The organism is Streptococcus mitis, assembly GCF_022137125.1.
Taxonomy (GTDB): Bacteria; Bacillota; Bacilli; order Lactobacillales; family Streptococcaceae; genus Streptococcus; species Streptococcus mitis_CE.
The window spans coordinates 39,883-65,198 of record NZ_JAKNEQ010000007.1 but is presented as its reverse complement, the minus strand read 5'-3'; the positions used below and the strand labels follow the sequence as shown (position 1 = coordinate 65,198).

24 protein-coding genes are annotated in these 25,316 nt (G+C 39.9%); 23 read left to right on the top strand and 1 reads right to left on the bottom strand.

Annotation, left to right across the window (positions count from 1 at the left end; translation table 11 throughout):
• Window positions 1–20: 20 nt before the first annotated feature.
• Window positions 21–866, bottom strand: a complete 846-nt coding sequence (locus tag L0P31_RS07310) for a DegV family protein (RefSeq protein ID WP_049546693.1) — start codon at window positions 864–866, stop codon at window positions 21–23.
• Between the two features lie 124 nt (window positions 867–990).
• Here L0P31_RS07310 and L0P31_RS07305 point away from each other — a divergent pair, with 124 nt between their 5' ends.
• From L0P31_RS07305 to glyS, 23 genes are all read left to right on the top strand, one after another.
• The gene (locus L0P31_RS07305; RefSeq protein ID WP_000004136.1) at window positions 991–1,548 is read left to right on the top strand and encodes a TetR/AcrR family transcriptional regulator; all 558 of its coding nucleotides are present in this window, start codon (window positions 991–993) and stop codon (window positions 1,546–1,548) included.
• A gap of 18 nt (window positions 1,549–1,566) precedes the next feature.
• Complete coding sequence (locus L0P31_RS07300; protein ID WP_000136976.1) at window positions 1,567–2,034, top strand: deoxycytidylate deaminase; 468 nt, start codon at window positions 1,567–1,569, stop codon at window positions 2,032–2,034.
• Between the two features lie 88 nt (window positions 2,035–2,122).
• On the top strand, window positions 2,123–2,752 hold the full coding sequence (gene upp, locus L0P31_RS07295) for a uracil phosphoribosyltransferase (RefSeq protein WP_000515974.1): 630 nt from the start codon (window positions 2,123–2,125) through the stop codon (window positions 2,750–2,752).
• 172 nt (window positions 2,753–2,924) lie between these two features.
• The gene (gene clpP, locus L0P31_RS07290) at window positions 2,925–3,515 is read left to right on the top strand and encodes an ATP-dependent Clp protease proteolytic subunit ClpP (protein ID WP_000613475.1); all 591 of its coding nucleotides are present in this window, start codon (window positions 2,925–2,927) and stop codon (window positions 3,513–3,515) included.
• 78 nt (window positions 3,516–3,593) lie between these two features.
• Entirely contained in the window at window positions 3,594–3,881 is a 288-nt protein-coding gene (locus tag L0P31_RS07285; RefSeq protein WP_000462118.1) for a YlbG family protein, read from the top strand.
• Between the two features lie 67 nt (window positions 3,882–3,948).
• Complete coding sequence (locus L0P31_RS07280; RefSeq protein ID WP_000726121.1) at window positions 3,949–5,109, top strand: ABC transporter substrate-binding protein; 1,161 nt, start codon at window positions 3,949–3,951, stop codon at window positions 5,107–5,109.
• A gap of 116 nt (window positions 5,110–5,225) precedes the next feature.
• Complete coding sequence (locus tag L0P31_RS07275; RefSeq protein WP_238096323.1) at window positions 5,226–6,095, top strand: branched-chain amino acid ABC transporter permease; 870 nt, start codon at window positions 5,226–5,228, stop codon at window positions 6,093–6,095.
• A 3-nt stretch (window positions 6,096–6,098) separates the two neighbouring features.
• Entirely contained in the window at window positions 6,099–7,055 is a 957-nt protein-coding gene (locus L0P31_RS07270; protein WP_000662290.1) for a branched-chain amino acid ABC transporter permease, read from the top strand.
• On the top strand, window positions 7,055–7,819 hold the full coding sequence (locus tag L0P31_RS07265; RefSeq protein WP_001185997.1) for an ABC transporter ATP-binding protein: 765 nt from the start codon (window positions 7,055–7,057) through the stop codon (window positions 7,817–7,819). Before L0P31_RS07270 ends, L0P31_RS07265 begins: the two co-directional genes overlap by 1 nt.
• The gene (locus tag L0P31_RS07260; protein ID WP_000062200.1) at window positions 7,819–8,529 is read left to right on the top strand and encodes an ABC transporter ATP-binding protein; all 711 of its coding nucleotides are present in this window, start codon (window positions 7,819–7,821) and stop codon (window positions 8,527–8,529) included. The genes L0P31_RS07265 and L0P31_RS07260 overlap by 1 nt, the downstream gene beginning before the upstream one ends.
• A gap of 358 nt (window positions 8,530–8,887) precedes the next feature.
• A complete protein-coding gene (locus L0P31_RS07255) occupies window positions 8,888–9,544 on the top strand; it encodes a CBS domain-containing protein (RefSeq protein ID WP_238096321.1) in 657 nt (218 codons plus the stop codon).
• 107 nt (window positions 9,545–9,651) lie between these two features.
• Window positions 9,652–10,747 (top strand): peptide chain release factor 2 gene (prfB, locus tag L0P31_RS07250; RefSeq protein WP_101784613.1). Its coding sequence is split into 2 segments (ribosomal slippage): window positions 9,652–9,723 and window positions 9,725–10,747, totalling 1,095 coding nucleotides; the frame shifts between segments, so codons are not numbered across the junction.
• A 17-nt stretch (window positions 10,748–10,764) separates the two neighbouring features.
• A complete protein-coding gene (ftsE, locus tag L0P31_RS07245; protein ID WP_000022269.1) occupies window positions 10,765–11,457 on the top strand; it encodes a cell division ATP-binding protein FtsE in 693 nt (230 codons plus the stop codon).
• On the top strand, window positions 11,450–12,376 hold the full coding sequence (gene ftsX / locus L0P31_RS07240; RefSeq protein ID WP_000625545.1) for a permease-like cell division protein FtsX: 927 nt from the start codon (window positions 11,450–11,452) through the stop codon (window positions 12,374–12,376). Before ftsE ends, ftsX begins: the two co-directional genes overlap by 8 nt.
• Window positions 12,377–12,555: 179 nt before the next feature.
• The gene (locus L0P31_RS07235; protein ID WP_020903476.1) at window positions 12,556–14,736 is read left to right on the top strand and encodes a PTS transporter subunit IIBC; all 2,181 of its coding nucleotides are present in this window, start codon (window positions 12,556–12,558) and stop codon (window positions 14,734–14,736) included.
• Window positions 14,737–14,787: 51 nt separating this feature from the next.
• Window positions 14,788–15,603 carry an endonuclease/exonuclease/phosphatase family protein gene (locus L0P31_RS07230; protein ID WP_020903475.1) on the top strand — a complete coding sequence of 272 codons (816 nt, stop codon included), beginning with the start codon at window positions 14,788–14,790 and terminating at the stop codon, window positions 15,601–15,603.
• Between the two features lie 140 nt (window positions 15,604–15,743).
• A complete protein-coding gene (locus L0P31_RS07225; protein WP_238096319.1) occupies window positions 15,744–17,087 on the top strand; it encodes a DEAD/DEAH box helicase in 1,344 nt (447 codons plus the stop codon).
• A gap of 214 nt (window positions 17,088–17,301) precedes the next feature.
• On the top strand, window positions 17,302–18,492 hold the full coding sequence (gene metK, locus L0P31_RS07220) for a methionine adenosyltransferase (protein ID WP_000003915.1): 1,191 nt from the start codon (window positions 17,302–17,304) through the stop codon (window positions 18,490–18,492).
• A gap of 87 nt (window positions 18,493–18,579) precedes the next feature.
• The gene (gene pgdA, locus L0P31_RS07215) at window positions 18,580–19,971 is read left to right on the top strand and encodes a peptidoglycan-N-acetylglucosamine deacetylase PgdA (protein WP_238096317.1); all 1,392 of its coding nucleotides are present in this window, start codon (window positions 18,580–18,582) and stop codon (window positions 19,969–19,971) included.
• A 76-nt stretch (window positions 19,972–20,047) separates the two neighbouring features.
• A complete protein-coding gene (locus L0P31_RS07210) occupies window positions 20,048–20,890 on the top strand; it encodes an aldo/keto reductase (RefSeq protein WP_238096315.1) in 843 nt (280 codons plus the stop codon).
• Window positions 20,891–21,162: 272 nt separating this feature from the next.
• Complete coding sequence (locus L0P31_RS07205) at window positions 21,163–21,924, top strand: elongation factor Tu (RefSeq protein WP_238096313.1); 762 nt, start codon at window positions 21,163–21,165, stop codon at window positions 21,922–21,924.
• A 191-nt stretch (window positions 21,925–22,115) separates the two neighbouring features.
• Entirely contained in the window at window positions 22,116–23,033 is a 918-nt protein-coding gene (glyQ, locus tag L0P31_RS07200) for a glycine--tRNA ligase subunit alpha (RefSeq protein WP_045611928.1), read from the top strand.
• A gap of 211 nt (window positions 23,034–23,244) precedes the next feature.
• The gene (gene glyS / locus L0P31_RS07195; RefSeq protein ID WP_049516560.1) at window positions 23,245–25,281 is read left to right on the top strand and encodes a glycine--tRNA ligase subunit beta; all 2,037 of its coding nucleotides are present in this window, start codon (window positions 23,245–23,247) and stop codon (window positions 25,279–25,281) included.
• Window positions 25,282–25,316 lie beyond the last annotated feature (35 nt).

The window sequence follows — 25,316 nt, the reverse complement described above, 5'->3', positions numbered from 1 at the left end:
ACCTCTTGTCAAGAATGCAATTAATCAATTTCATATCCCATCAGCAAACCACCATCTTCTGCATAAAAACTGCAGAGACCAGATGTTGGGAGAATTTTAATATCCGCCTGTGGGAAATTTTCACGGATTCGGTCTGAAAGCTGTTGGCAACATTTCTCGTTATTGCGTTGAGCCATGACAATACGACCACCAGCATATCCAGCTTTCATTAACTCTTCATAGGCTGCCTGAATCGATTTCTTTGGTCCTCGTGCTTTTTGTAGCAATTCAAGGGTTCCAGTTTCACTAGCTTCTCCGACCATACGGATATTTAAAAGGCCAACGACCGTACCGATAAGCTTGCTCAAACGGCCGTTCTTCACCAAGTTATCGACTTTGGCTAGAACAAAGAGCAACTTGGTTTTTTCTTGATAGGCAGTGATAGCTTTAACTACTTCTTCAAAAGATAAGCCCTGGTCAATCAGGTCATTCAATTTTTCTACGAGCAAGTCAACTTCCCCACCAGCAGACAAACTATCAATTACATGAATTTTAGTATCAGGATGTTCTTCCAGATAAATATTCTTAGCTAGTTGAGCACTATTGTGACTGCCAGAGAGAGTACCTGTGATGGTTACTAGGAAAATGTTTTTGGCACCTTCAAATGCTCGCAAATAGTCATCTGGACTTGGACAAGCTGATTTTGAAGCTTCTGCAGTTGCATACATGGTTTCCATCATTTGGTCAATATCAAGACTGGCATCATCAACAAAAATCTGATCAGCTACTTGAATGGTTAAGGGGACACTTACAAAGGTCGTGTCAATAGCTGGTGTTGCCAGCTGACGATAATCACAACCAGAGTCAGCAATAATCTTCCAAGTCATAGAAATTCTCCATCTTTGTCAGTTATACATTGACAAAGGTTCTGTCTTTTTTTACAATTATATCATGAAAGCCCTTGAAACAAAAGCCTCATCCGTCTGTTGTGACAAGTAGAAAGAAAATGTTATGTCTGAACGTAGAATCTCTGAAAAGTCTCTTGAAAATCTCAGAAAATCAAACCAAGAATCCAATTTATTAACTAGAGAAGCCATCGAAACAGCCCTCTTGCAACTCTTGGAAAAAAAGGACTTGACCAAGATTAGTATTTCTGAATTGGTCAAACGTGCAGGCGTTTCTCGTGCGGCCTTTTATCGCAATTATGATTCCAAAGAGGAGATTTTAGAAAGTGTCTTTAAACGAACTGTCCACAATATTATGGAACAGTTGCATCATTATGATTTAAAGACAGACCTTTATCTGGTCTGGGTTCACCTTTTCCGGGAAGCCAGAAAGGAAGCCAGAGTGATTCAACTGGCCTTGGATTACCATCTGGAAAAAATCTTTGTCCAAGCCATGCAGGAGTTTCTGGAAAAATACCATGGAAAATCAAAAGGTGTCAGCTCTTATCTTCATTCCTTTTGGAGCTCAGCCATCGTCTCAGTCCTTTTAAAATGGATCAAGGATGGCATGAAGGTACCTGCTGAAAAGATTGCAGATTTACGGTTACCATTTTTTAAAAAATAGAGAAAAAGGAGAAGAAATATGACTGAAAAAAGACTGGCCTGGGATGAGTATTTTGCAGCCCAAGCTCTACTAATTGCCAATCGTTCCACTTGTAAACGTGCCAAAGTGGGCGCGATTCTGGTAAAAGATAATAAGGTTATTTCCACTGGTTACAATGGTTCAGTGTCAGGAACCGAGCATTGTATTGACCACGAATGTCTGGTTATTGAAGGCCACTGTGTTCGAACTCTTCACGCTGAGGTTAATGCCATTCTCCAAGGTGCAGAACGTGGGGTTCCCAAAGGCTTTACAGCCTATGTGACCCACTTTCCATGTCTAAACTGTACAAAACAATTGCTTCAGGTTGGTTGCAAGCGTGTGGTTTATATCAACCAGTACAGAATGGACGACTACGCCCAATACCTTTATCAAGAAAAGGGGACAGAATTGACTCATTTACCACTTGAGACAGTACAGACAGCTCTTAAAGAGGCTGATCTAATGTAAAAAATATCAAAAATAAATGGTTTAGAAAGATTTTTAAACCGTTTTTTGGTATAATAAGAAGAATAAATTGAAAGAAGGAATTCCAAAAATGGGAAAAATTGAAGTTATTAATCATCCACTGATTCAACACAAATTGTCAATCTTACGTCGTACAGATACTTCTACAAAAGCTTTCCGTGAGCTAGTAGATGAGATTGCAATGTTGATGGGATATGAAGTACTTCGTGATCTTCCACTAGAAGATGTGGAAATCGAAACACCAATCACAAAAACAGTTCAAAAACAATTGGCAGGTAAGAAATTGGCTATCGTTCCAATCTTGCGTGCAGGTATCGGGATGGTTGATGGACTTTTGAGCTTGGTTCCAGCTGCTAAAGTTGGCCACATCGGTATGTACCGTGATGAAGAAACGCTTCAACCAGTTGAGTACTTGGTGAAATTGCCTGAAGATATTGACCAACGTCAAATTTTTGTGGTAGACCCAATGTTGGCAACAGGTGGCTCAGCAATCTTGGCTGTTGATTCTCTTAAAAAACGTGGCGCATCAAATATCAAATTTGTCTGCCTTGTATCTGCTCCAGAAGGTGTTAAAGCCCTTCAAGAAGCTCATCCAGATGTAGAAATCTTTACAGCAGCCTTGGATGAACGCTTGAACGAACACGGTTATATCGTTCCAGGTCTTGGAGATGCTGGGGACCGCTTGTTCGGTACAAAATAAAATAAAAAAGAGATTGACTTGGAAAAGGATTTCCAGTCACGAAAGGAGGTTGAATTTTTGTTTCTGTCTAATGAAAACAGAGCAAAAATTTGACCTTTTTTGACCAAGATATTATAATAGTCTTATCTTCAGTCATTTGACCAATAAAATTAAAACTCAAAAGGAGAAATAAATGATTCCTGTAGTTATTGAACAAACAAGCCGTGGAGAACGTTCCTACGATATTTACTCACGTCTTCTTAAAGACCGCATCATTATGCTGACAGGCCCAGTTGAAGACAATATGGCCAACTCTGTTATTGCCCAGTTGCTTTTCTTGGATGCCCAAGATAGTACAAAGGATATTTACCTTTATGTCAATACACCTGGTGGTTCCGTTTCAGCTGGTTTGGCAATCGTTGATACCATGAACTTTATCAAGGCAGATGTCCAAACCATTGTTATGGGAATGGCAGCATCTATGGGGACGGTCATTGCATCAAGTGGAGCAAAAGGCAAACGTTTCATGCTTCCAAATGCAGAGTATATGATCCACCAACCAATGGGTGGTACAGGTGGAGGTACTCAGCAAACCGATATGGCGATCGCTGCAGAACACTTGCTTAAAACTCGTAATACCTTGGAAAAAATCTTGGCTGAAAATTCAGGTCAGTCAATCGAAAAAGTTCACGCAGATGCAGAACGCGATAACTGGATGAGTGCCCAAGAAACACTTGAATATGGCTTTATTGATGAAATCATGGCCAACAATTCATTGAATTAATGATCAAAGAAGGCAAACTCGACTGGGTTTGCTTTTTTTGGTATAATAGGGAGAGATTTCTTAGAAAGAGGATTTATCATGTTTGAAAAAGTCAATCGATCTGGCTTGATTATCTATCTTTACTATAATCGTGATGCCAAAAAATTGCAGGATTATGGAGATATTACCTATCATTCCAAGAAACATCGTTACTTACAACTCTATGTTCCAACTCAAGAAATGGAGCAATTGGTCGGGCGCTTGGGCAAGGAAAAGTTTATAAAAAAAGTCAGGGTTTGTCATATCCAAGAGCTGGAAACACCCTTTGTGGGCAATCTTCATCGAGAGGAAAACGTTATCATCGAAAAAGTTCAAGAAAAGTGTTGACAATTTTCTGATAATTCGGTATATTCTTAACATGCTATTTATTTAAGAAATAAGGAGACAAAAAAAGATGAAGAAAAAATTTGCCCTATCGTTTGTGGCGCTTGCAAGTGTAGCACTTCTTGCAGCCTGTGGAGAAGTGAAGTCTGGAGCGTCAAACGCTGCTGGTAACTCAGTAGAGGAAAAGACAATCAAAATTGGATTTAACTTCGAAGAAACTGGTGCCGTAGCTGCCTACGGAACATCTGAACAAAAAGGTGCCCAACTTGCCGTTGATGAAATCAATGCAGCAGGTGGTATCGACGGAAAACAAATCGAAGTAGTTGATAAAGATAATAAATCTGAAACTGCTGAGGCGGCTTCAGTAACAACTAACCTAGTAACCCAATCTAAGGTATCAGCAATCGTAGGACCTGCGACATCTGGTGCAACTGCAGCTGCTGTAGCTAACGCTACAAAAGCAGGTGTTCCATTGATTTCGCCAAGTGCGACTCAAGATGGATTGACTAAAGGTCAAGATTACCTCTTTATCGGAACATTCCAAGATAGCTTCCAAGGAAAAATTATCTCAAACTATGTTACTGAAAAATTAAACGCTAAGAAAGTTGTTCTTTACACTGACAATGCCAGCGACTATGCTAAAGGTATTGCTAAAGCCTTCCGTGAAGCTTACAAAGGTGAAATCGTTGCAGATGAAACTTTCGTAGCAGGTGACACAGACTTTCAAGCAGCCCTTACAAAAATGAAAGGGAAAGACTTTGATGCTATCATCGTCCCTGGTTACTACACTGAAGCTGGTAAAATTGTAAACCAAGCGCGTGGTATGGGAATTGATAAACCAATCGTTGGTGGTGATGGATTCAACGGTGAAGAGTTTGTACAACAAGCAACTGCTGAAAAAGCATCAAACATCTACTTTATCTCAGGCTTCTCAACTACTGTAGAAGTTTCAGCTAAAGCAAAAGCTTTCCTTGATGCTTACCGTGCTAAGTACAACGAAGAGCCTTCAACATTTGCAGCCTTGGCTTATGACTCAGTTCACCTTGTAGCAAACGCAGCAAAAGGTGCTAAAAACTCAGGTGAAATCAAGGATAACCTTGCTAAAACAAAAGATTTTGAAGGTGTAACTGGTCAAACAAGCTTCGATGCAGACCACAACACAGTCAAAACTGCTTACATGATGACCATGAACAATGGTAAGGTTGAAGCAGCAGAAGTTGTAAAACCATAATAGAAAAATGTTGAAATAGGGAATGAGCCTCTGACTCACTCCCTGTTTCGGTGTTTAAGAACCTATCAAAAAGTGAGGGGAAACCCTCAAAATTATAAATAGAAAGAGTGAATCTTATGCTCCAACAACTAGTAAATGGTTTGATTCTAGGTAGTGTTTATGCGCTGTTAGCCCTAGGATATACCATGGTTTACGGAATTATCAAGCTCATCAACTTCGCCCACGGTGATATTTATATGATGGGAGCCTTTATCGGTTATTTCTTGATTAATTCTTTCCAAATGAATTTCTTTGTAGCTCTTATTGTAGCTATGTTAGCGGCAGCCATTCTTGGTGTCGTGATTGAGTTCCTTGCTTACCGACCTTTGCGTCACTCTACTCGTATTGCTGTTTTGATTACAGCTATTGGGGTTTCTTTCCTATTGGAATATGGGATGGTCTATCTGGTTGGTGCTAATACCCGTGCCTTCCCTCAAGCGATTCAAACAGTTCGCTATGATTTGGGACCAGTTAGCCTAACAAACGTGCAGTTAATGATTTTGGCCATTTCCTTGATTTTGATGATTTTGTTACAAGTCATTGTCCAAAAGACTAAGATGGGGAAAGCCATGCGTGCAGTATCCGTAGATAGCGATGCAGCGCAATTGATGGGGATCAATGTAAACCGTACTATCAGCTTTACCTTCGCTTTGGGGTCAGCTCTTGCGGGTGCGGCTGGTGTTCTGATTGCCCTTTATTATAACTCTCTTGAGCCTTTGATGGGGGTTACTCCAGGTCTTAAGTCTTTCGTTGCCGCAGTACTTGGTGGTATCGGAATTATTCCTGGTGCGGCTCTTGGTGGCTTTGTGATTGGTCTATTGGAAACCTTTGCGACAGCCTTTGGAATGTCAGACTTCCGTGATGCCATTGTTTATGGAATCCTGTTGTTGATCTTGATTGTCCGCCCAGCAGGTATTCTTGGTAAAAATGTGAAAGAGAAGGTGTAAACGATGAAAGAAAATTTAAAAGTTAATATTCTATGGTTACTCCTTTTGTTAGCTGGCTATGGCTTGATTAGTGTATTGGTTTCAGTTGGAGTACTAAACCTATTCTATGTACAGATTTTACAACAAATTGGAATTAATATTATTCTGGCTGTTGGTCTCAACTTAATCGTTGGTTTTTCAGGCCAATTTTCACTTGGTCATGCTGGTTTCATGGCGATTGGTGCCTATGCAGCAGCTATTATTGGTTCTAAATCACCAACCTACGGTGCCTTCTTTGGAGCTATGCTTGTAGGGGCTTTGCTTTCAGGAGCAGTTGCCTTGCTTGTCGGAATTCCAACCTTGCGCTTGAAGGGGGACTATCTTGCGGTAGCGACTCTAGGTGTTTCTGAAATTATCCGTATCTTTATCATCAATGGCGGAAGCCTTACAAATGGTGCGGCAGGTATCTTGGGAATTCCTAACTTTACAACTTGGCAAATGGTTTACTTCTTTGTCGTGATTACAACTATTGCAACCTTGAACTTCTTGCGTAGTCCAATTGGTCGTTCAACCCTTTCTGTTCGTGAGGATGAAATCGCTGCTGAGTCAGTTGGGGTTAATACGACTAAAATTAAAATCATCGCCTTTGTCTTTGGTGCCATTACTGCAAGTATTGCAGGGTCACTTCAGGCAGGATTTATCGGTTCAGTTGTACCGAAAGATTACACTTTCATCAACTCAATCAATGTTTTGATTATTGTTGTATTTGGTGGACTTGGTTCCATTACAGGTGCAATCGTTTCAGCTATTGTTCTGGGAATTTTGAATATGCTTCTCCAAGATGTTGCTAGCGTGCGTATGATTATCTACGCTTTGGCTTTGGTATTGGTAATGATTTTCAGACCAGGCGGACTTCTTGGAACATGGGAATTGAGCCTATCACGTTTCTTTAAAAAATCTAAGAAGGAGGAACAAAACTAATGGCATTACTTGAAGTAAAACAGTTAACCAAACATTTTGGCGGTCTAACAGCTGTTGGAGATGTGACTCTTGAATTGAACGAAGGGGAATTGGTTGGACTAATCGGTCCAAACGGAGCTGGGAAAACCACCCTTTTCAACCTCTTGACGGGTGTTTATGAACCAAGTGAGGGAACAGTAACCCTAGATGGTCACCTTTTGAATGGAAAGTCACCTTATAAGATTGCTTCTTTGGGACTTGGACGTACATTCCAAAATATCCGTCTCTTTAAAGATTTAACAGTTTTGGATAATGTTTTGATTGCTTTTGGCAACCATCACAAACAACATGTTTTTGCTAGTTTCTTACGCTTACCAGCTTTTTATAAGAGTGAAAAAGAATTAAAGGCTAAGGCTTTGGAATTGTTGAAAATCTTTGATTTAGATGGTGATGCAGAAACTCTTGCTAAAAATCTTGCCTACGGACAACAACGTCGTTTGGAAATTGTTCGTGCTCTCGCTACGGAACCTAAAATTCTCTTTTTAGATGAACCAGCAGCAGGTATGAACCCACAGGAAACAGCCGAATTGACTGAGTTAATTCGTCGTATCAAAGATGAATTTAAGATTACGATCATGCTGATTGAACACGATATGAATCTGGTCATGGAAGTGACAGAACGTATCTACGTACTTGAATATGGTCGTTTGATTGCTCAGGGAACTCCAGACGAAATTAAGACCAATAAACGCGTTATCGAAGCTTATCTAGGAGGTGAAGCCTAATGTCTATGTTAAAAGTTGATAATCTTTCTGTGCATTACGGTATGATCCAAGCAGTCCGTGATGTAAGCTTTGAAGTAAATGAAGGAGAGGTTGTTTCCCTTATCGGTGCCAATGGTGCAGGTAAGACAACCATTCTCCGTACCTTGTCTGGTTTGGTTAGACCGAGTTCAGGAAAGATTGAATTTTTAGGTCAAGAAATCCAAAAAATGCCAGCTCAAAAAATCGTGGCAGGTGGTCTTTCACAAGTTCCAGAAGGACGCCACGTCTTTCCTGGCTTGACTGTTATGGAAAATCTTGAAATGGGAGCTTTCTTAAAGAAAAACCGTGAAGAAAATCAAGCCAACTTGAAGAAAGTTTTCTCACGCTTTCCTCGTCTTGAAGAACGGAAGAACCAAGATGCAGCTACTCTTTCAGGGGGAGAACAGCAAATGCTTGCCATGGGACGCGCCCTCATGTCAACACCAAAACTTCTTCTTTTAGATGAACCATCAATGGGACTTGCCCCAATCTTTATCCAAGAGATTTTTGATATCATTCAAGACATCCAGAAACAAGGAACAACCGTCCTCTTGATTGAACAAAATGCCAATAAAGCACTCGCAATCTCTGACCGAGGCTATGTATTGGAAACAGGGAAAATCGTTCTATCAGGAACAGGAAAAGAACTCGCTTCATCAGAAGAAGTCAGAAAAGCATATCTAGGTGGCTAAAAAGGTCCGGGGGACCTTTTTAGTCGGCGGATGAAGATTGCGAAGCAATTATCAAATCCACTGGATTGTTTTAGTCGGTGGATGAGGATTACGAAGTAATCATCATTATAGTCCAGGGGACCTTTTTAGTTGACAGATATAGATTGTAAAGCAATCTTTATCTACATTAAAAGGTTAATTTCTAATAATTGAAAAAATCGAATGAAATGTATCTTACCTTCATTCAGAGAGCTCTATTTCAGAGCTCTTTTTGCTAGCTTATTCATACTTTTCTGAATTTTGAAAAAGAAATGTAAGCGTTTGATAGATTTACAAAAAGATTGTATAATAGGGATAAGAATAGAAAAGGAGAAGTCTCATGGCAGTTAAAGATTTTATGACCCGCAAGGTAGTGTATATTAGTCCAGATACAACAGTATCTCATGCAGCAGATTTGATGAGAGAGCAAGGGTTGCACCGCTTGCCTGTTATCGAAAATGATCAATTGGTTGGTTTGGTAACTGAAGGAACCATTGCCCAAGCTAGTCCATCAAAAGCAACCAGTCTTTCTATCTATGAGATGAATTATCTTCTAAATAAGACAAAAGTAAAAGATGTGATGATTCGCGATGTTATCACTGTTTCAGGCTATGCGAGTCTAGAGGATGCAACTTATCTGATGTTGAAAAATAAGATTGGTATTCTTCCTGTAGTAGATAACCATCAAGTCTATGGGGTTATTACGGACCGTGACGTTTTCCAAGCCTTTCTTGAAATTGCAGGTTATGGCGAAGAAGGGATTCGTGTACGCTTTGTTACAGAAAACGAAGTTGGTGTTCTTGGAAAAATTGTTTCTTTGATTGTAGAAGAAAATTTGAATATCTCTCATACAGTCAATATTCCGCGTAAGGATGGTAAGGTCATTATCGAAGTTCAAATCGATGGATCAATTGATTTACCAGCCTTGAAAGAAAAATTTGAATCAGAGAATATTCAAGTAGAAGAGATTACTCGTACTTCAGCAAAAGTCTTGTAAAAAGGGAAGCCGAAAGGCTTCTTTTTTCATGAAAAGAGGAGTAGAGCAAAAGATGGAAAGAAATGATAAAATATGCTATAATGAAATAATGTAAAAAAGGAGTATTTATGGACATTTCAGTAATTCGTCAGAAAATTGACGCAAATCGTGAAAAATTAGCTTCTTTCAGGGGGTCTCTTTGACCTCGAAGGTTTAGAGGAAGAGATTGCTATCTTGGAAAACAAGATGACAGAACCTGATTTTTGGAACGATAATATCGCGGCCCAAAAAACGTCGCAAGAATTAAATGAATTAAAAAACACTTACAATACTTTCCATAAGATGGAAGAGTTGCAGGATGAAGTTGAAATTTTATTAGACTTTTTAGCTGAAGATGAGTCGGTACATGAAGAATTGGTTGAACAGTTGTCAGAACTTGATAAGATGATGACCAGTTACGAGATGACCTTGCTCTTGTCAGAACCTTATGACCATAATAATGCCATCTTGGAAATCCATCCAGGATCCGGTGGTACTGAGGCTCAGGACTGGGGTGATATGTTGCTTCGTATGTACACTCGCTATGGAAATGCTAAAGGCTTTAAAGTGGAAGTATTGGATTACCAAGCAGGAGATGAAGCTGGTATCAAGTCAGTAACCTTATCTTTTGAAGGACCTAATGCCTATGGTCTTCTCAAGTCAGAAATGGGTGTACACCGTTTGGTACGAATTTCACCATTTGACTCTGCTAAACGTCGCCACACCTCTTTCACATCTGTAGAAGTGATGCCAGAATTGGATGATACTATTGAAGTAGAAATCCGTGAAGATGATATCAAGATGGATACTTTCCGTTCAGGTGGTGCTGGTGGACAAAACGTCAACAAGGTTTCAACAGGTGTACGTTTAACACACATTCCAACTGGGACTGTTGTCCAGTCAACGGTCGATCGTACCCAGTATGGAAATAGAGATCGTGCCATGAAGATGTTGCAGGCTAAGCTCTATCAAATGGAGCAAGAAAAGAAAGCAGCGGAAGTTGATTCCCTCAAGGGTGAGAAAAAGGAAATCACATGGGGAAGCCAAATCCGTTCATATGTTTTTACGCCATATACTATGGTAAAAGATCACCGAACTAGCTTTGAAGTTGCACAAGTAGATAAGGTTATGGATGGAGACCTAGATGGTTTTATTGATGCCTATCTCAAGTGGAGAATCAGCTAAGATAGAAAGGAACTCACATGTCAATTATTGAAATGAGAGATGTCGTCAAAAAATACGACAACGGAACGACTGCCCTACGTGGTGTTTCGGTAAGCGTTCAACCAGGGGAATTTGTTTACATCGTAGGACCTTCAGGAGCTGGGAAATCAACCTTTATTCGTTCTTTGTATCGCGAAGTAAAAATCGAAAAAGGAAGCTTATCTGTTGCTGGTTTTAATCTGGTTAAAATTAAAAAGAAAGATGTTCCTCTCCTACGTCGTAGTGTTGGGGTTGTCTTCCAAGATTATAAACTGTTACCAAAGAAAACCGTTTATGAAAATATTGCTTATGCAATGGAGGTAATTGGAGAAAGTCGCCGTAATATCAAAAAACGTGTTATGGAAGTCTTAGACTTGGTTGGATTGAAGCATAAGGTTCGTTCTTTCCCAAATGAACTTTCAGGGGGAGAACAGCAACGGATTGCAATTGCACGTGCCATTGTAAACAATCCAAAAGTATTGATTGCGGACGAACCAACAGGAAACTTGGACCCAGATAATTCATGGGAAATTATGAACTTGCTGGAACGCATCAATCTCCAAGGTACAACTGTCTTGATGGCTACCCACAACAGTCAGATTGTAAATACCTTGCGCCACCGTGTCATTGCCATTGAAAATGGCCGTGTCGTTCGTGACGAAGCTAAAGGAGAATATGGATACGATGATTAGTAGATTTTTTCGTCATTTATTTGAATCGTTAAAAAGTTTGAAACGAAATGGCTGGATGACAGTAGCTGCTGTTAGTTCAGTTATGATTACTTTGACCTTGGTTGCAATATTTGCATCTGTTATCTTTAATACGGCTAAACTAGCTACAGATATCGAAAATAATGTCCGAGTAATGGTATACATTCGTAAGGACGTAGCTGATAATAGTGAGACCATTGAAAAAGAAGGTCAAACTGTTACAAATAACGACTACCATAAGGTATATGATGCTTTGAAAGGTATGTCAACCGTTAAAAGTGTTACGTTTTCAAGTAAAGAAGAACAATATGAAAAGTTGACAGAAACAATGGGGGACAACTGGAAAATCTTTGAAGGCGATGCCAATCCTCTCTATGATGCATATATCGTTGATACAAATACACCAAGTGATGTAAAGACAGTAGCAGAAGAGGCTAAAAAAATCGAAGGTGTATCAGAAGTTCAAGATGGTGGTGCTAATACAGAACGCTTGTTTAAGTTAGCCTCATTTATTCGTGTTTGGGGACTAGTTATCGCTGGATTATTGATTTTCATTGCGGTGTTCTTGATTTCTAATACTATACGTATCACCATTATTTCACGAAGCCGTGAAATTCAAATCATGCGTTTAGTAGGTGCTAAGAATGGCTATATCCGCGGACCTTTCTTGCTTGAAGGTGCCTTCATTGGTTTGCTTGGAGCAACACTTCCATCAGTTCTGGTATTTATTGTCTATAAAATGGTTTACCAATCTGTTAATAAGTCATTGGTTGGTCAGAACCTTTCAATGATATCACCAGAAGTATTCAGTCCACTGATGATTGCCTTATTATTTGTGATTGGAATTTTTATCGGTTCAATCGGATCAGGAATTTCAATGCGCCGATTCCTGAAAATCTAAAATAGAAGTATATTTGAGGAGATTTTAATATCTCCTTTTTTACTACAAAAATTTTAGAAAAAAGTCTACTTTTTTTTATAAAAGCCTTTACAAAAAAAATTAAAGTGGTATAATTGAATTATAGAAAGTGCAAACGTTTTCGTAAAACGTTTGCCTAAATAAAAATAAAGGAGATTTGAATGATGAAAGATACATTCAAAAATGTCTTGTCTTTCGAGTTTTGGCAAAAATTCGGTAAGGCTTTGATGGTGGTTATCGCGGTTATGCCGGCTGCTGGTTTGATGATTTCAATCGGTAAGTCTATCGTAATGATTAACCCAACTTTTGCACCACTTGTAGTTACAGGTGGAATTCTTGAGCAAATTGGTTGGGGGGTTATCGGTAACCTTCACATTTTGTTTGCCCTAGCAATTGGAGGAAGCTGGGCTAAAGAACGTGCTGGTGGTGCTTTCGCCGCTGGTCTTGCCTTCATCTTGATTAACCGTATCACTGGTACAATCTTTGGTGTATCAGGAGATATGTTGAAAAATCCAGATGCTATGGTCACAACTCTCTTTGGTGGTTCAATCAAAGTTGCTGATTACTTCATTAGTGTTCTTGAAGCTCCAGCATTGAACATGGGTGTGTTTGTAGGGATTATCTCAGGTTTTGTAGGGGCAACTGCTTACAATAAATACTACAACTTCCGTAAACTTCCTGATGCACTTTCATTCTTCAACGGGAAACGTTTCGTACCATTTGTAGTTATTCTTCGTTCAGCAATCGCTGCAATTCTACTTGCTGCCTTCTGGCCAGTAGTTCAAACAGGTATCAATAGCTTTGGTATCTGGATTGCCAACTCACAAGAAACTGCTCCAATCCTTGCACCATTCTTGTATGGTACTTTGGAACGTTTGCTCTTGCCATTTGGTCTTCACCATATGTTGACTATCCCAATGAACTACACAGCTCTTGGTGGTACTTATGACATTTTAACTGGTGCAGCTAAAGGTACTCAAGTATTTGGTCAAGACCCACTATGGCTTGCATGGGTAACAGACCTTGTTAACCTTAAAGGTACAGATGCAAGTCACTACCAACAATTGTTAGATACTGTTCACCCAGCTCGTTTCAAAGTTGGACAAATGATCGGTTCATTCGGTATCTTGATGGGTATGATCGTTGCTATCTACCGTAATGTCGATGCTGATAAGAAACATCAATATAAAGGTATGATGATTGCGACAGCTCTTGCAACATTCTTGACAGGGGTTACTGAACCAATCGAATACATGTTCATGTTTGTAGCAACACCTATGTATCTTGTTTACTCACTTGTTCAAGGTGCTGCCTTCGCTATGGCTGACGTAGTAAACCTACGTGTCCACTCATTCGGTTCAATTGAATTCTTGACTCGTACACCACTAGCAATTAATGCTGGTATTGGTATGGATATCGTTAACTTTATCTGGGTAACTGTTCTCTTTGCCGTAATCATGTACTTTATCGCAAACTTCATGATTCAAAAATTCAACTACGCAACTCCAGGACGTAACGGAAATTACGAAACTGCTGAAGGTTCAGAAGAAGCTAGTAGCGAAGTGAAAGTTGCAGCAGGCTCTCAAGCTGTAAACATTATTAACCTTCTTGGTGGACGTGCAAACATCGTTGATGTTGATGCATGTATGACTCGTCTTCGTGTAACTGTAAAAGATGCTGACAAAGTCGGTGATGCAGAACAATGGAAAGCAGAAGGAGCTATGGGTCTTGTCATGAAAGGACAAGGAGTTCAAGCTATCTACGGTCCAAAAGCAGACGTATTGAAATCTGATATCCAAGATATCCTTGATTCAGGTGAAATCATTCCTGAAACTCTTCCAAGCCAAATGACTGAAGCACAACAAAACACTGTTCACTTCAAAGGTCTTACTGAGGAAGTTTACTCAGTAGCAGACGGTCAAGTTGTTGCTTTGGAACAAGTAAAAGATCCAGTATTTGCTCAAAAAATGATGGGTGATGGATTTGCAGTGGAACCTGCAAATGGAAACATTGTATCTCCAGTTTCAGGTACTGTATCAAGCATCTTCCCAACAAAACATGCTCTTGGTATTGTGACTGAACCAGGTCTTGAAGTATTGGTTCACATTGGTTTGGACACAGTAAGTCTTGAAGGTAAACCATTTACAGTTCATGTTGCTGAAGGACAAAAAGTTGCAGCAGGAGATCTTCTTGTCACAGCTGACTTGGATGCTATCCGTGCAGCAGGACGTGAAACTTCAACAGTAGTTGTCTTCACAAATGGTGATGCAATTAAATCAGTTAAATTAGAAAAAACAGGTTCTCTTGCAGCTAAAACAGCAGTTGCTAAAGTAGAATTGTAATATACTTGAGGTTGGAAGCTGTATTCCAACCTCTTATTTTGGGAGAAAAGAATGAAATTTTTAACACTCAATACTCACAGTTGGATGGAGAAAGAAGCAGAGGAAAAATTCCAGATTTTGCTTGAGGATATTCTTGAAAAAGACTATGATTTGATTTGTTTCCAAGAAATCAATCAGGAGATCACTTCGCCAGTGGTGGAGGTTAATGACCTTTATCAAGCTTTGCCAGCAGCTGAGCCTATTCACCAAGACCATTATGTTAGACTTTTGGTTGAAAAGTTGTCAGAGCAAGGGAAAGATTACTACTGGACTTGGGCCTATAACCATATTGGTTATGACCGCTACCATGAAGGTGTGGCTATCTTGTCTAAAACACCTATTGAAGCAAGAGAAATTTTGGTTTCAGATGTGGATGATCCAACAGACTATCATACTCGCCGTGTCGCCCTGGCTGAAACTGTAGTTGATGGCAAGGACCTTGCAGTTGCCAGTGTCCACCTTTCTTGGTGGGATAAAGGTTTCCAAGAAGAATGGGCGCGATTTGAGGCTGTCTTGAAAGAATTGAACAAGCCACTTTTGCTGGCTGGAGATTTCAACAATCCAGCAGGTCAGGAAGGTTACCAAGCTATTTTAGCTAGTCCATTAGGCTTACAAGACGCTTTTGAAGTTGCTCAAGAGAAAAGCGGTAGCTATACCGTTCCACCAGAAATTGATGGCTGGAAGGGGAATACAGAACCCCTTCGAATCGACTATGTTTTTACTACCAAAGAGTTAGAGGTGGAAAATTTACATGTCGTATTTGATGGTAACAAGGGTCCGCAAGTTAGTGATCACTATGGCTTGAATGCTATTTTAAACTGGAAATAAGGACTGAAAAGAGGTTGGGATTCACAAATTCCAGCCTTTTTCTGACTAGAAAAGGTGCTGGAAATAGCCTAAATAAGTGAGACTACTGAAATGGAATAAAATGTGGTATAATTGATAGGATAGATAGAATCGAGGATATTATGTCATTTACGAAATTTCAATTTAAAAACTATATTAGAGAAGCCTTGGAGGAGTTGAAATTTATAACTCCAACAGAGGTACAAGATAAGTTGATTCCCATTGTCTTGGCAGGCCGAGATTTGGTTGGAGAATCAAAAACAGGTTCGGGTAAGACTCACACTTTCCTATTGCCGATTTTCCAGCAATTAGATGAAACCAGCGATAGTGTTCAAGCAGTCATTACTGCACCGAGCCGTGAATTAGCTACTCAAATTTACCAAGCAGCCCGTCAGATTGCAGCCCACTCAGAGGTAGAAATTCGTGTGGTTAATTATGTGGGTGGTACAGATAAGGCTCGCCAGATTGACAAATTGGCAAGTAACCAGCCTCATATTGTTATCGGAACGCCTGGCCGTATTTATGACTTAGTTAAGTCTGGTGACCTAGCTATTCACAAGGCTAAGACCTTTGTGGTCGATGAGGCAGATATGACCTTGGATATGGGATTCTTGGAAACTGTTGATAAGATTGCTGGAAGCCTTCCAAAAGACTTGCAATTCATGGTCTTCTCAGCGACTATCCCACAAAAACTGCAACCATTCTTGAAAAAATACTTGTCAAATCCTGTTATGGAGAAAATCAAGACCAAAACGGTCATTTCTGATACCATTGATAATTGGTTGATTTCTACAAAGGGACGTGACAAGAATGCTCAAATTTACCAGTTGACTCAGTTGATGCAACCGTATTTGGCAATGATTTTTGTTAACACTAAAACGCGTGCTGATGAATTGTATTCATATCTGACTGCTCAAGGCTTGAAGGTGGCAAAAATCCATGGGGGTATTGCCCCTCGTGAGCGCAAACGTATCATGAACCAGGTGAAAAATCTGGATTTTGAGTATATTGTCGCAACAGATTTGGCAGCGCGTGGAATTGACATTGAAGGTGTCAGCCATGTCATCAATGATGCTATTCCGCAAGATTTGTCCTTCTTTGTTCACCGTGTTGGTCGTACTGGACGAAATGGCCTACCAGGTACAGCTATTACCCTTTATCAGCCAAGTGATGACTCGGATATCCGTGAGTTGGAGAAATTGGGAATCAAGTTTACTCCTAAGATGGTAAAAGATGGAGAATTCCAAGATACTTATGACCGTGATCGTCGTGTCAGCCGTGAGAAAAAACAAGATAAACTTGATATCGAAATGATTGGTTTGGTTAAAAAGAAAAAGAAAAAAGTCAAACCAGGTTATAAGAAAAAAATTCAATGGGCGGTTGATGAAAAGCGCCGCAAAACCAAGCGTGCTGAAAATCGTGCTCGCGGTCGTGCAGAGCGCAAAGCAAAACGCCAAACATTTTAATAGTAATTGTTGGAGTACTGAGCTCCAACTTTTTTTATTTATGAGAACGAACTATCTAAACAGAAACACTACATTAAAGACTGTAAATTGCGTTAAAAAATGGTATAATGATAAAGTTATATAGTCCCGATAAGATGGTAGGTATTCAGCACTAAGAAATTTCCTATCAGTACTTTGTAACTCTATAACACTATTTTTAAGGGGGGACATTTTTATGTCAGAACGTAAATTATTCACGTCTGAATCTGTATCTGAGGGGCATCCAGATAAGATTGCAGACCAAATTTCAGATGCGATTTTGGATGCTATTTTAGCTAAGGATCCAGATGCGCACGTTGCTGCTGAGACAGCTGTATATACTGGTTCCGTCCATGTTTTTGGTGAAATATCTACAAATGCCTATGTGGATATTAACCGTGTGGTTCGTGATACCATTGCAGAGATTGGCTACACTAATACAGAATATGGTTTTTCTGCTGAGACTGTAGGAGTACATCCATCTTTGGTGGAACAATCTCCTGACATTGCCCAAGGTGTTAACGAAGCCTTGGAGGTTCGTGGAAATGCAGATCAAGATCCGCTGGACTTAATTGGTGCTGGAGACCAAGGTCTCATGTTTGGCTTTGCAGTGGATGAAACAGAAGAGCTCATGCCTTTGCCAATTTCACTCAGTCATAAATTGGTTCGTCGTCTGGCAGAACTTCGTAAGTCTGGGGAAATTAGCTATCTTCGCCCAGATGCTAAATCACAAGTTACGGTTGAGTATGATGAAAATGACCGTCCAGTACGTGTGGACACAGTTGTTATTTCAACTCAGCACGATCCAGAAGTCAGCAACGAACAAATTCACAATGATGTCATTAATAAGGTTATCAAAGAGGTTATTCCAGCCTCTTACTTGGATGAGCAAACCAAATTCTTCATCAATCCTACTGGTCGTTTTGTAATCGGTGGACCGCAAGGGGACTCAGGTTTGACTGGTCGTAAGATCATCGTAGATACTTATGGTGGCTACTCTCGTCACGGTGGTGGTGCCTTCTCTGGTAAAGATGCGACTAAGGTGGACCGTTCAGCCTCTTATGCGGCTCGTTATATTGCCAAGAATATCGTTGCAGCAGGCCTTGCTAAGAAAGCAGAAGTGCAATTGGCCTATGCCATCGGTGTTGCGCAGCCTGTCTCTGTTCGTATCGATACCTTTGGTACAGGAACAGTAGCCGAAAGCAAGCTTGAAAAAGCAGCCCGTCAAATCTTTGACCTTCGCCCTGCAGGAATTATCCAAATGCTGGACCTCAAGCGTCCAATTTACCGTCAAACAGCGGCTTATGGACACATGGGACGTACAGATATTGACCTTCCATGGGAACGTTTGGACAAGGTAGATGCTTTGAAAGAAGCAGTAAAATAAGATTTTAAGAGGGAGTTCCCCTCTTTTTAATATACTATTTCCTCTAAAATCATTGAAATTATAGCCTGAATTTGATATGATATCTCTATGGATAAAAGTAGAGCAAAACGTGTTGAGCACGATAAAAAGAGAATCGGTTTAATAGCCCTGGTAGCTATCTTTTCGGTAAGTATTTGTGTCCTTGGTTCAATGATTGGATACAAAGTATATACAAAGCAAAGTTTCGAACAAAAAATTGAGTCTTTAAAAAATGATAAAGATAATCAATTGAGTGAGGGAAATCAGAAAGATCATTTTCGTAAGGGACAAGCCGAAGTAATTGCCTATTATCCTCTCCAAGGGGAGCAAGTGATTTCATCTGTAAAAGAAATCATGATACAGGATATTAAGGAAAATCTGGAAGACAAGGAAAATCTGGTTTTTTATTATACGGAGAAACAGGATTCGACTTTAAAAGGGATTGTCAACCGAAGTGTGATGAAACAAGTCTATGATTTAACTTCGTCAAAAGTTGAAGAGACTGAAAAAACTAGTCTAGCGAAAGTGCATTTGACAGAAAATGGTAAACCTTTTACCCTTGATCAACTATTTTCAGATGCTAGTAAGGCTAAAGAGCAACTGATAAAAGAACTGACTTCTTTCTTACAGGACAAGAAATTGGAGCAAGAAAAGATTGATCAAGTTGTTAAAGGTTTCTCTGACCAAGACTTGTCTGCATGGAATTTTGATTACAAGGATAGTCAGATTATCCTTTATCCAAGTCAGTCAGTTGAAAATCTAGACGAGATTGCCTTGCCAGTATCTAGTTTCTTTGAAGTTATTCAGTCCTCTTATTTATTAGATAAGGATGCAGAGCTATATAAGGCTTATTATGAAAAGAAAAATCGTAAAGTAGTGGCCCTGACTTTTGATGATGGACCAAATCCTGCAACGACAAATCAAGCATTAGATACTCTTTCTAAGTATGGTATCAAGGCAACTTTCTTTGTTCTAGGTAAGAATGTTTCTGGAAATGAAGAGATTTTGAAACGCATGAAATCGGATGGACATGTCATTGGAAACCATAGTTGGAGTCATCCAGTGCTTTCAAAACTTTCCCTTGATGAAGCTAAAAAACAAATTACTGATACTGAGGATGCGCTAACTAAAGTGTTGGGTTCTAGTTCCAAACTCATGCGTCCGCCTTATGGAGCCATTACAGACGACATTCGCAATAGCCTTGATTTGAGCTTTATTATGTGGGATGTGGATAGTCTGGACTGGAAGAACAAAAATGAAGCAGCGATTTTGACAGAAATTCAACGAGAAGTCAAGAATGGTTCTATTATTCTCATGCATGATATCCATGCTGAGACGGTCAATGCTCTACCGAAGGTTATTGACTATTTGAAAGGGCAAGGGTATGACTTTGTGACCATTCCAGATTTGTTAGATACTCGTCTTAAAGCTCACCAGCTCTACTACGACCGCAATCAATAATACACAAAATCTAAAGAGAAAAGTTTTCCTTGAAAATTTGGCTCTTTGGATTTTCTTCTCATAGAAAGGAAAAATAATGAAATCTTATACTTTAAACAATGGTGTTACAATTCCAGTACTGGGATTTGGAACCTGGAAAGCTGAAAATGGAGAGATTGCCTACAAAGCAGTTTTAGAGGCTTTAAAGGTAGGTTATCGCCATATCGATACGGCAGCGATTTATAAAAATGAAGAAAGCGTTGGTCGTGCCATTCAAGATAGTGGCGTTCCGCGTGAGGAAATTTTTGTAACCAGCAAACTCTGGAATACAAATCACAACTATGAGCAAACTCGTCAGGCTTTTGAAGAGTCTTTAGAGAAGCTGGGCTTGGAATATTTGGATTTGTATTTGATTCATTGGCCAAATCCAAAACCGCTCAGAGAAAATAACCACTGGAAAATCCGAAATTCAGAAGTTTGGAGAGCTATGGAAGACCTCTATCAAGAAGGCAAAATCCGTGCTATTGGAGTTAGTAATTTCCTTCCCCATCATTTGGATGCCTTGCTTGAAACAGCAACTATCGTTCCAGCGGTCAATCAAGTTCGTTTGGCTCCAGGTGTGTATCAAGAGGAAGTGGTAGATTACTGTCTAGAAAAAGGAATTTTATTGGAAGCTTGGGGCCCTTTTGGTCAGGGAGAACTGTTTGATAGCAAGCAAGTGCAAGAAATAGCTGAAAATCACGGAAAGTCTGTTGCTCAGATAGCCTTGGCCTGGAGCTTAGCAGAAGAATTTTTACCACTTCCGAAATCTGTTACAGCATCGCGGATTCAGGCTAATCTTGATTTTTTTGGAATTGAATTGAGTCATGAAGAAAGGGAAACCTTAAAAACAATTGCTGTTCAGTCTGGTGCTCCACGAGTTGATGATATGGATTTCTAGAAAATCATAAAAAGAATTGTACATTGTTCTAATTTTTGATATAATAGTCAGCAGGAAAGAAAGTCTTATGGCGTTCTTCAAGCGAGCTTGGGATAGTGGGAGCCAAGTAGGGCAAAATAAAGAACTGGCGCTTTCTGTAGTATTTTCAAAAACAATGAAGTAATAAATTAGGGTGGAACCGCGTTTCTGACGCCCCTAGGTTAAATCAACCTAGGATTGTCGGACGCGGTTCTTTCGCTTATTCAGTCTATTATGTGAAAGAAAGGAGAGACGTGGAAAACCTTTATCTTGTAAAAGACGATAGTCAACTAGCTGCATTTCGTGAGTTTGTAGTAAGAAATACTGAAAAGTTGAAAGATTATCAATCTTTTTTAAAGAATGAACTTGCAGTCTGTGATTTACCGCAAGCCGTTATTTGGTCAAGTTTTAATGTTGCTACACAGATTATTAGGGAAAGTGCTGTTCCAGCCTATACAAATAATAGACGAATGGTTATGACGCCTGATTTAGCTGTTTGGAAAGAGTTGTATTTGTATCAGTTGATGGACTACGAGTGTTCTCAGCAAACTCAAGCAATAGAAAGTCACTATCATTCTTTATCTGAAAATTTCCTCTTACAGATTGTAGGACATGAGTTAGCTCATTGGTCGGAGCATTTTTTAGATGATTTTGATGGTTACGACTCTTATATATGGTTCGAAGAGGGGATGGTTGAATATATTAGTCGCAAGTATTTCTTGACAGAAGAGGAATTTCAAGCGGAAAAAATTTGTAATCAATCTCTTGTAGAACTTTTTCAGAAGAAGTATGGTTGGCATTCATTGAATGATTTTGGTTCTTCGACTTATGATAAGAACTATGCAAGTATTTTTTACGAATACTGGCGTAGTTTTTTGACAATAGATAAGTTGGTAGAAAATCTAGGTAGTGTACAAGCGGTCTTCGATTCTTATCATTTATGGGCAAATACAGATAAAACTCTTCCCTTGTTAAATTGGTTTGTTCAGCAGAAATTAATTGAAAAAGAAATATAAAAACTAAAGGAGTAAACAATGTCTAAGAAATTAACATTTCACTGCGTCAGTGGCAGAGACCTCCTTACAGTCGGATTGGCCTACGCTCAGCACTAGAGTGCTGAGCTAGACGCAGTACTAACTCGTCTTGCCTCGTATGATCGACGAGGCAGACTCGTGTCGCAAGTAATTTATAGAAAAAGGAGAAAATAATGTCTAAAAAATTGACTTTCCAGGAAATCATCCTTACTTTACAACAATTTTGGAATGACCAAGGTTGTATGCTTATGCAGGCTTATGACAATGAAAAAGGTGCGGGAACCATGAGTCCTTACACTTTTCTTCGTGCTATCGGACCTGAGCCATGGAATGCGGCTTATGTAGAGCCATCACGTCGTCCTGCTGACGGTCGTTACGGGGAAAATCCTAACCGTCTCTACCAACACCACCAATTCCAGGTGGTTATGAAACCTTCTCCATCAAACATCCAAGAACTTTACCTTGAGTCTTTGGAAAAATTGGGAATCAATCCTTTGGAGCACGATATTCGTTTCGTTGAGGACAACTGGGAAAACCCATCAACTGGTTCAGCTGGTCTTGGTTGGGAAGTTTGGCTTGACGGAATGGAAATCACTCAGTTTACTTATTTCCAACAAGTCGGTGGATTGGCAACTAGCCCTGTGACTGCGGAAGTAACCTATGGTTTGGAGCGTTTGGCTTCTTACATTCAAGAAGTAGACTCTGTCTATGATATCGAGTGGGCTGATGGTGTAAAATACGGAGAAATCTTTATTCAGCCTGAGTATGAGCATTCAAAATATTCATTTGAAATTTCGGATCAAGAAATGTTGCTTGAAAACTTTGATAAGTTTGAAAAAGAAGCTGGTCGTGCATTAGAAGAAGGCTTGGTACACCCTGCCTATGACTATGTTCTCAAATGTTCACACACCTTTAACCTGCTTGACGCGCGTGGTGCCGTATCTGTAACAGAGCGCGCAGGCTATATCGCTCGTATCCGTAATTTGGCTCGTGTTGTAGCCAAAACCTTTGTCGCAGAACGTAAACGCCTAGGCTACCCGCTTTTGGATGAAGCAACACGAGCTAAACTCCTAGCAGAAGACGCAGAATAAAGAAAGTGACAAATTACGAAAATGGGCGAACAGTGTGAGCCCTGAACCAGTTGCCGCAGTGATGAAGGTATCCTTAGTGAAGCTAAGGATACTAGGCAAAATTGGAGACTTTTGGCTCCAATTTTAGCAATGAAACAACGAAGTTGATTGCTTGCGTGCCAATCACATAAGGCAAACTGGAAAATAAAAAGATATTTTTCGGAGAAAAAACATGACAAAAAACTTATTAGTAGAACTCGGTCTTGAAGAATTACCAGCCTATGTTGTCACACCAAGTGAAAAACAACTAGGCGAAAAAATGGCAGCCTTCCTCAAGGAAAACCGCCTATCTTTTGAAGCTGTTCAAACCTTCTCAACACCACGTCGTTTGGCTGTTCGTGTGACTGGTCTTGCAGACAAACAGTCTGATTTGACTGAAGATTTTAAGGGGCCAGCAAAGAAAATTGCCTTGGATAGTGATGGAAATTTTACCAAAGCAGCTCAAGGATTTGTCCGTGGAAAAGGATTGACTGTTGAAGATATCGAATTCCGTGAAATCAAGGGTGAAGAATATGTCTATGTCACTAAGGAAGAAGTTGGTCAAGCAGTTGAAGCAATTGTTCCTGGTGTTGTAGATGTCTTGAAGTCATTGACTTTCCCTGTCAGCATGCACTGGGCTAACAACACCTTTGAATACATCCGCCCTGTTCACACTTTAACTGTTCTTTTAGATGAAGAAGAGTTTGATTTGGATTTCCTTGATATCAAGGGAGATCGTGTCAGCCGTGGTCATCGTTTCTTGGGGAAAGAAACCAAAATTCAGTCAGCCTTGAGCTATGAAGAAGATCTTCGTGCACAATTTGTAATAGCAGATCCACGTGAACGAGAGCAAATGATTGTTGACCAAATCAAAGCAATCGAAACTGAGCATGGTGTACATATCGAAATTGATGCGGACTTGCTTAATGAAGTCTTGAACTTGGTTGAATACCCGACTGCCTTTATGGGAAGTTTTGATGCCAAATACCTTGAAGTTCCAGAAGAAGTCTTGGTGACTTCGATGAAGGAACACCAACGTTACTTTGTTGTTCGCGATCAAGATGGCAACCTCTTGCCAAACTTCATTTCTGTCCGTAACGGAAACGCAGAGCATTTGGAAAATGTCATCAAAGGAAATGAAAAAGTTTTGGTAGCTCGTTTGGAAGATGGTGAATTTTTCTGGCGTGAAGACCAAAAATTAGTTATTTCAGATCTTGTTGAAAAATTAAACAATGTAACCTTCCATGAGAAGATTGGTTCCCTTCGTGAACATATGATTCGTACAGGCCAGATTGCTATTCTCTTGGCAGAAAAGGCTGGTTTGTCAGCGGATGAAACGATTGACCTAGCCCGTGCAGCTGCTATTTACAAGTTTGACTTGTTGACAGGTATGGTTGGCGAATTTGACGAACTCCAAGGAATTATGGGTGAGAAATATGCCCTTCTTGCTGGTGAAACTCCAGCGGTGGCAGCTGCTATTCGTGAACACTACATGCCTACATCAGCCGAAGGCGAACTTCCAAAGAGCAAAGTCGGCGCAGTGCTTGCCATTGCAGACAAATTGGACACTATTTTGAGTTTCTTCTCAGTAGGTTTGATTCCATCAGGTTCTAATGACCCTTATGCCCTTCGTCGTGCGACGCAAGGTGTGGTTCGTATCTTGGATGCCTTTGGTTGGCACATTGCTATGGATGAGTTGATTGATAGCCTTTATGCTTTAACATTTGACAGCTTGACTTATGAAAATAAAGCAGAGGTTATGGATTTTATCAAGGCTCGTGTTGATAAGATGATGGGTTCTACTCCAAAAGATATCAAGGAAGCAGTTCTTGCAGGTTCAAACTTTGTTGTGGCAGAGATGTTGGAAGTAGCAAGTACTCTCGTAGAAGCAAGCAAGGAAGAAGACTTCAAACCTTCTGTTGAATCACTTTCTCGTGCCTTTAACTTGGCTGAGAAGGCAGAAGGGTGTGCTTCAGTTGATTCAGCACTTTTTGAGAATGAAGAAGAGAAAGCCTTGGCAGAAGCAGTAGAATCACTTGTTTTGTCAGGGACTGCCAGTCAACAATTGAACCAACTCTTTGCGCTTAGCCCAATTATTGATGCTTTCTTTGAAAATACCATGGTAATGACTGAAGATCAGACTGTCCGTCAAAATCGTTTGGCTATCTTGTCTCATTTAACTCAAAAAGCAGCTAAACTTGCACGTTTTAACCAAATCAATACCAAATAAACTCAGTCAAACGGACTGTATCTTATCACAAAGGA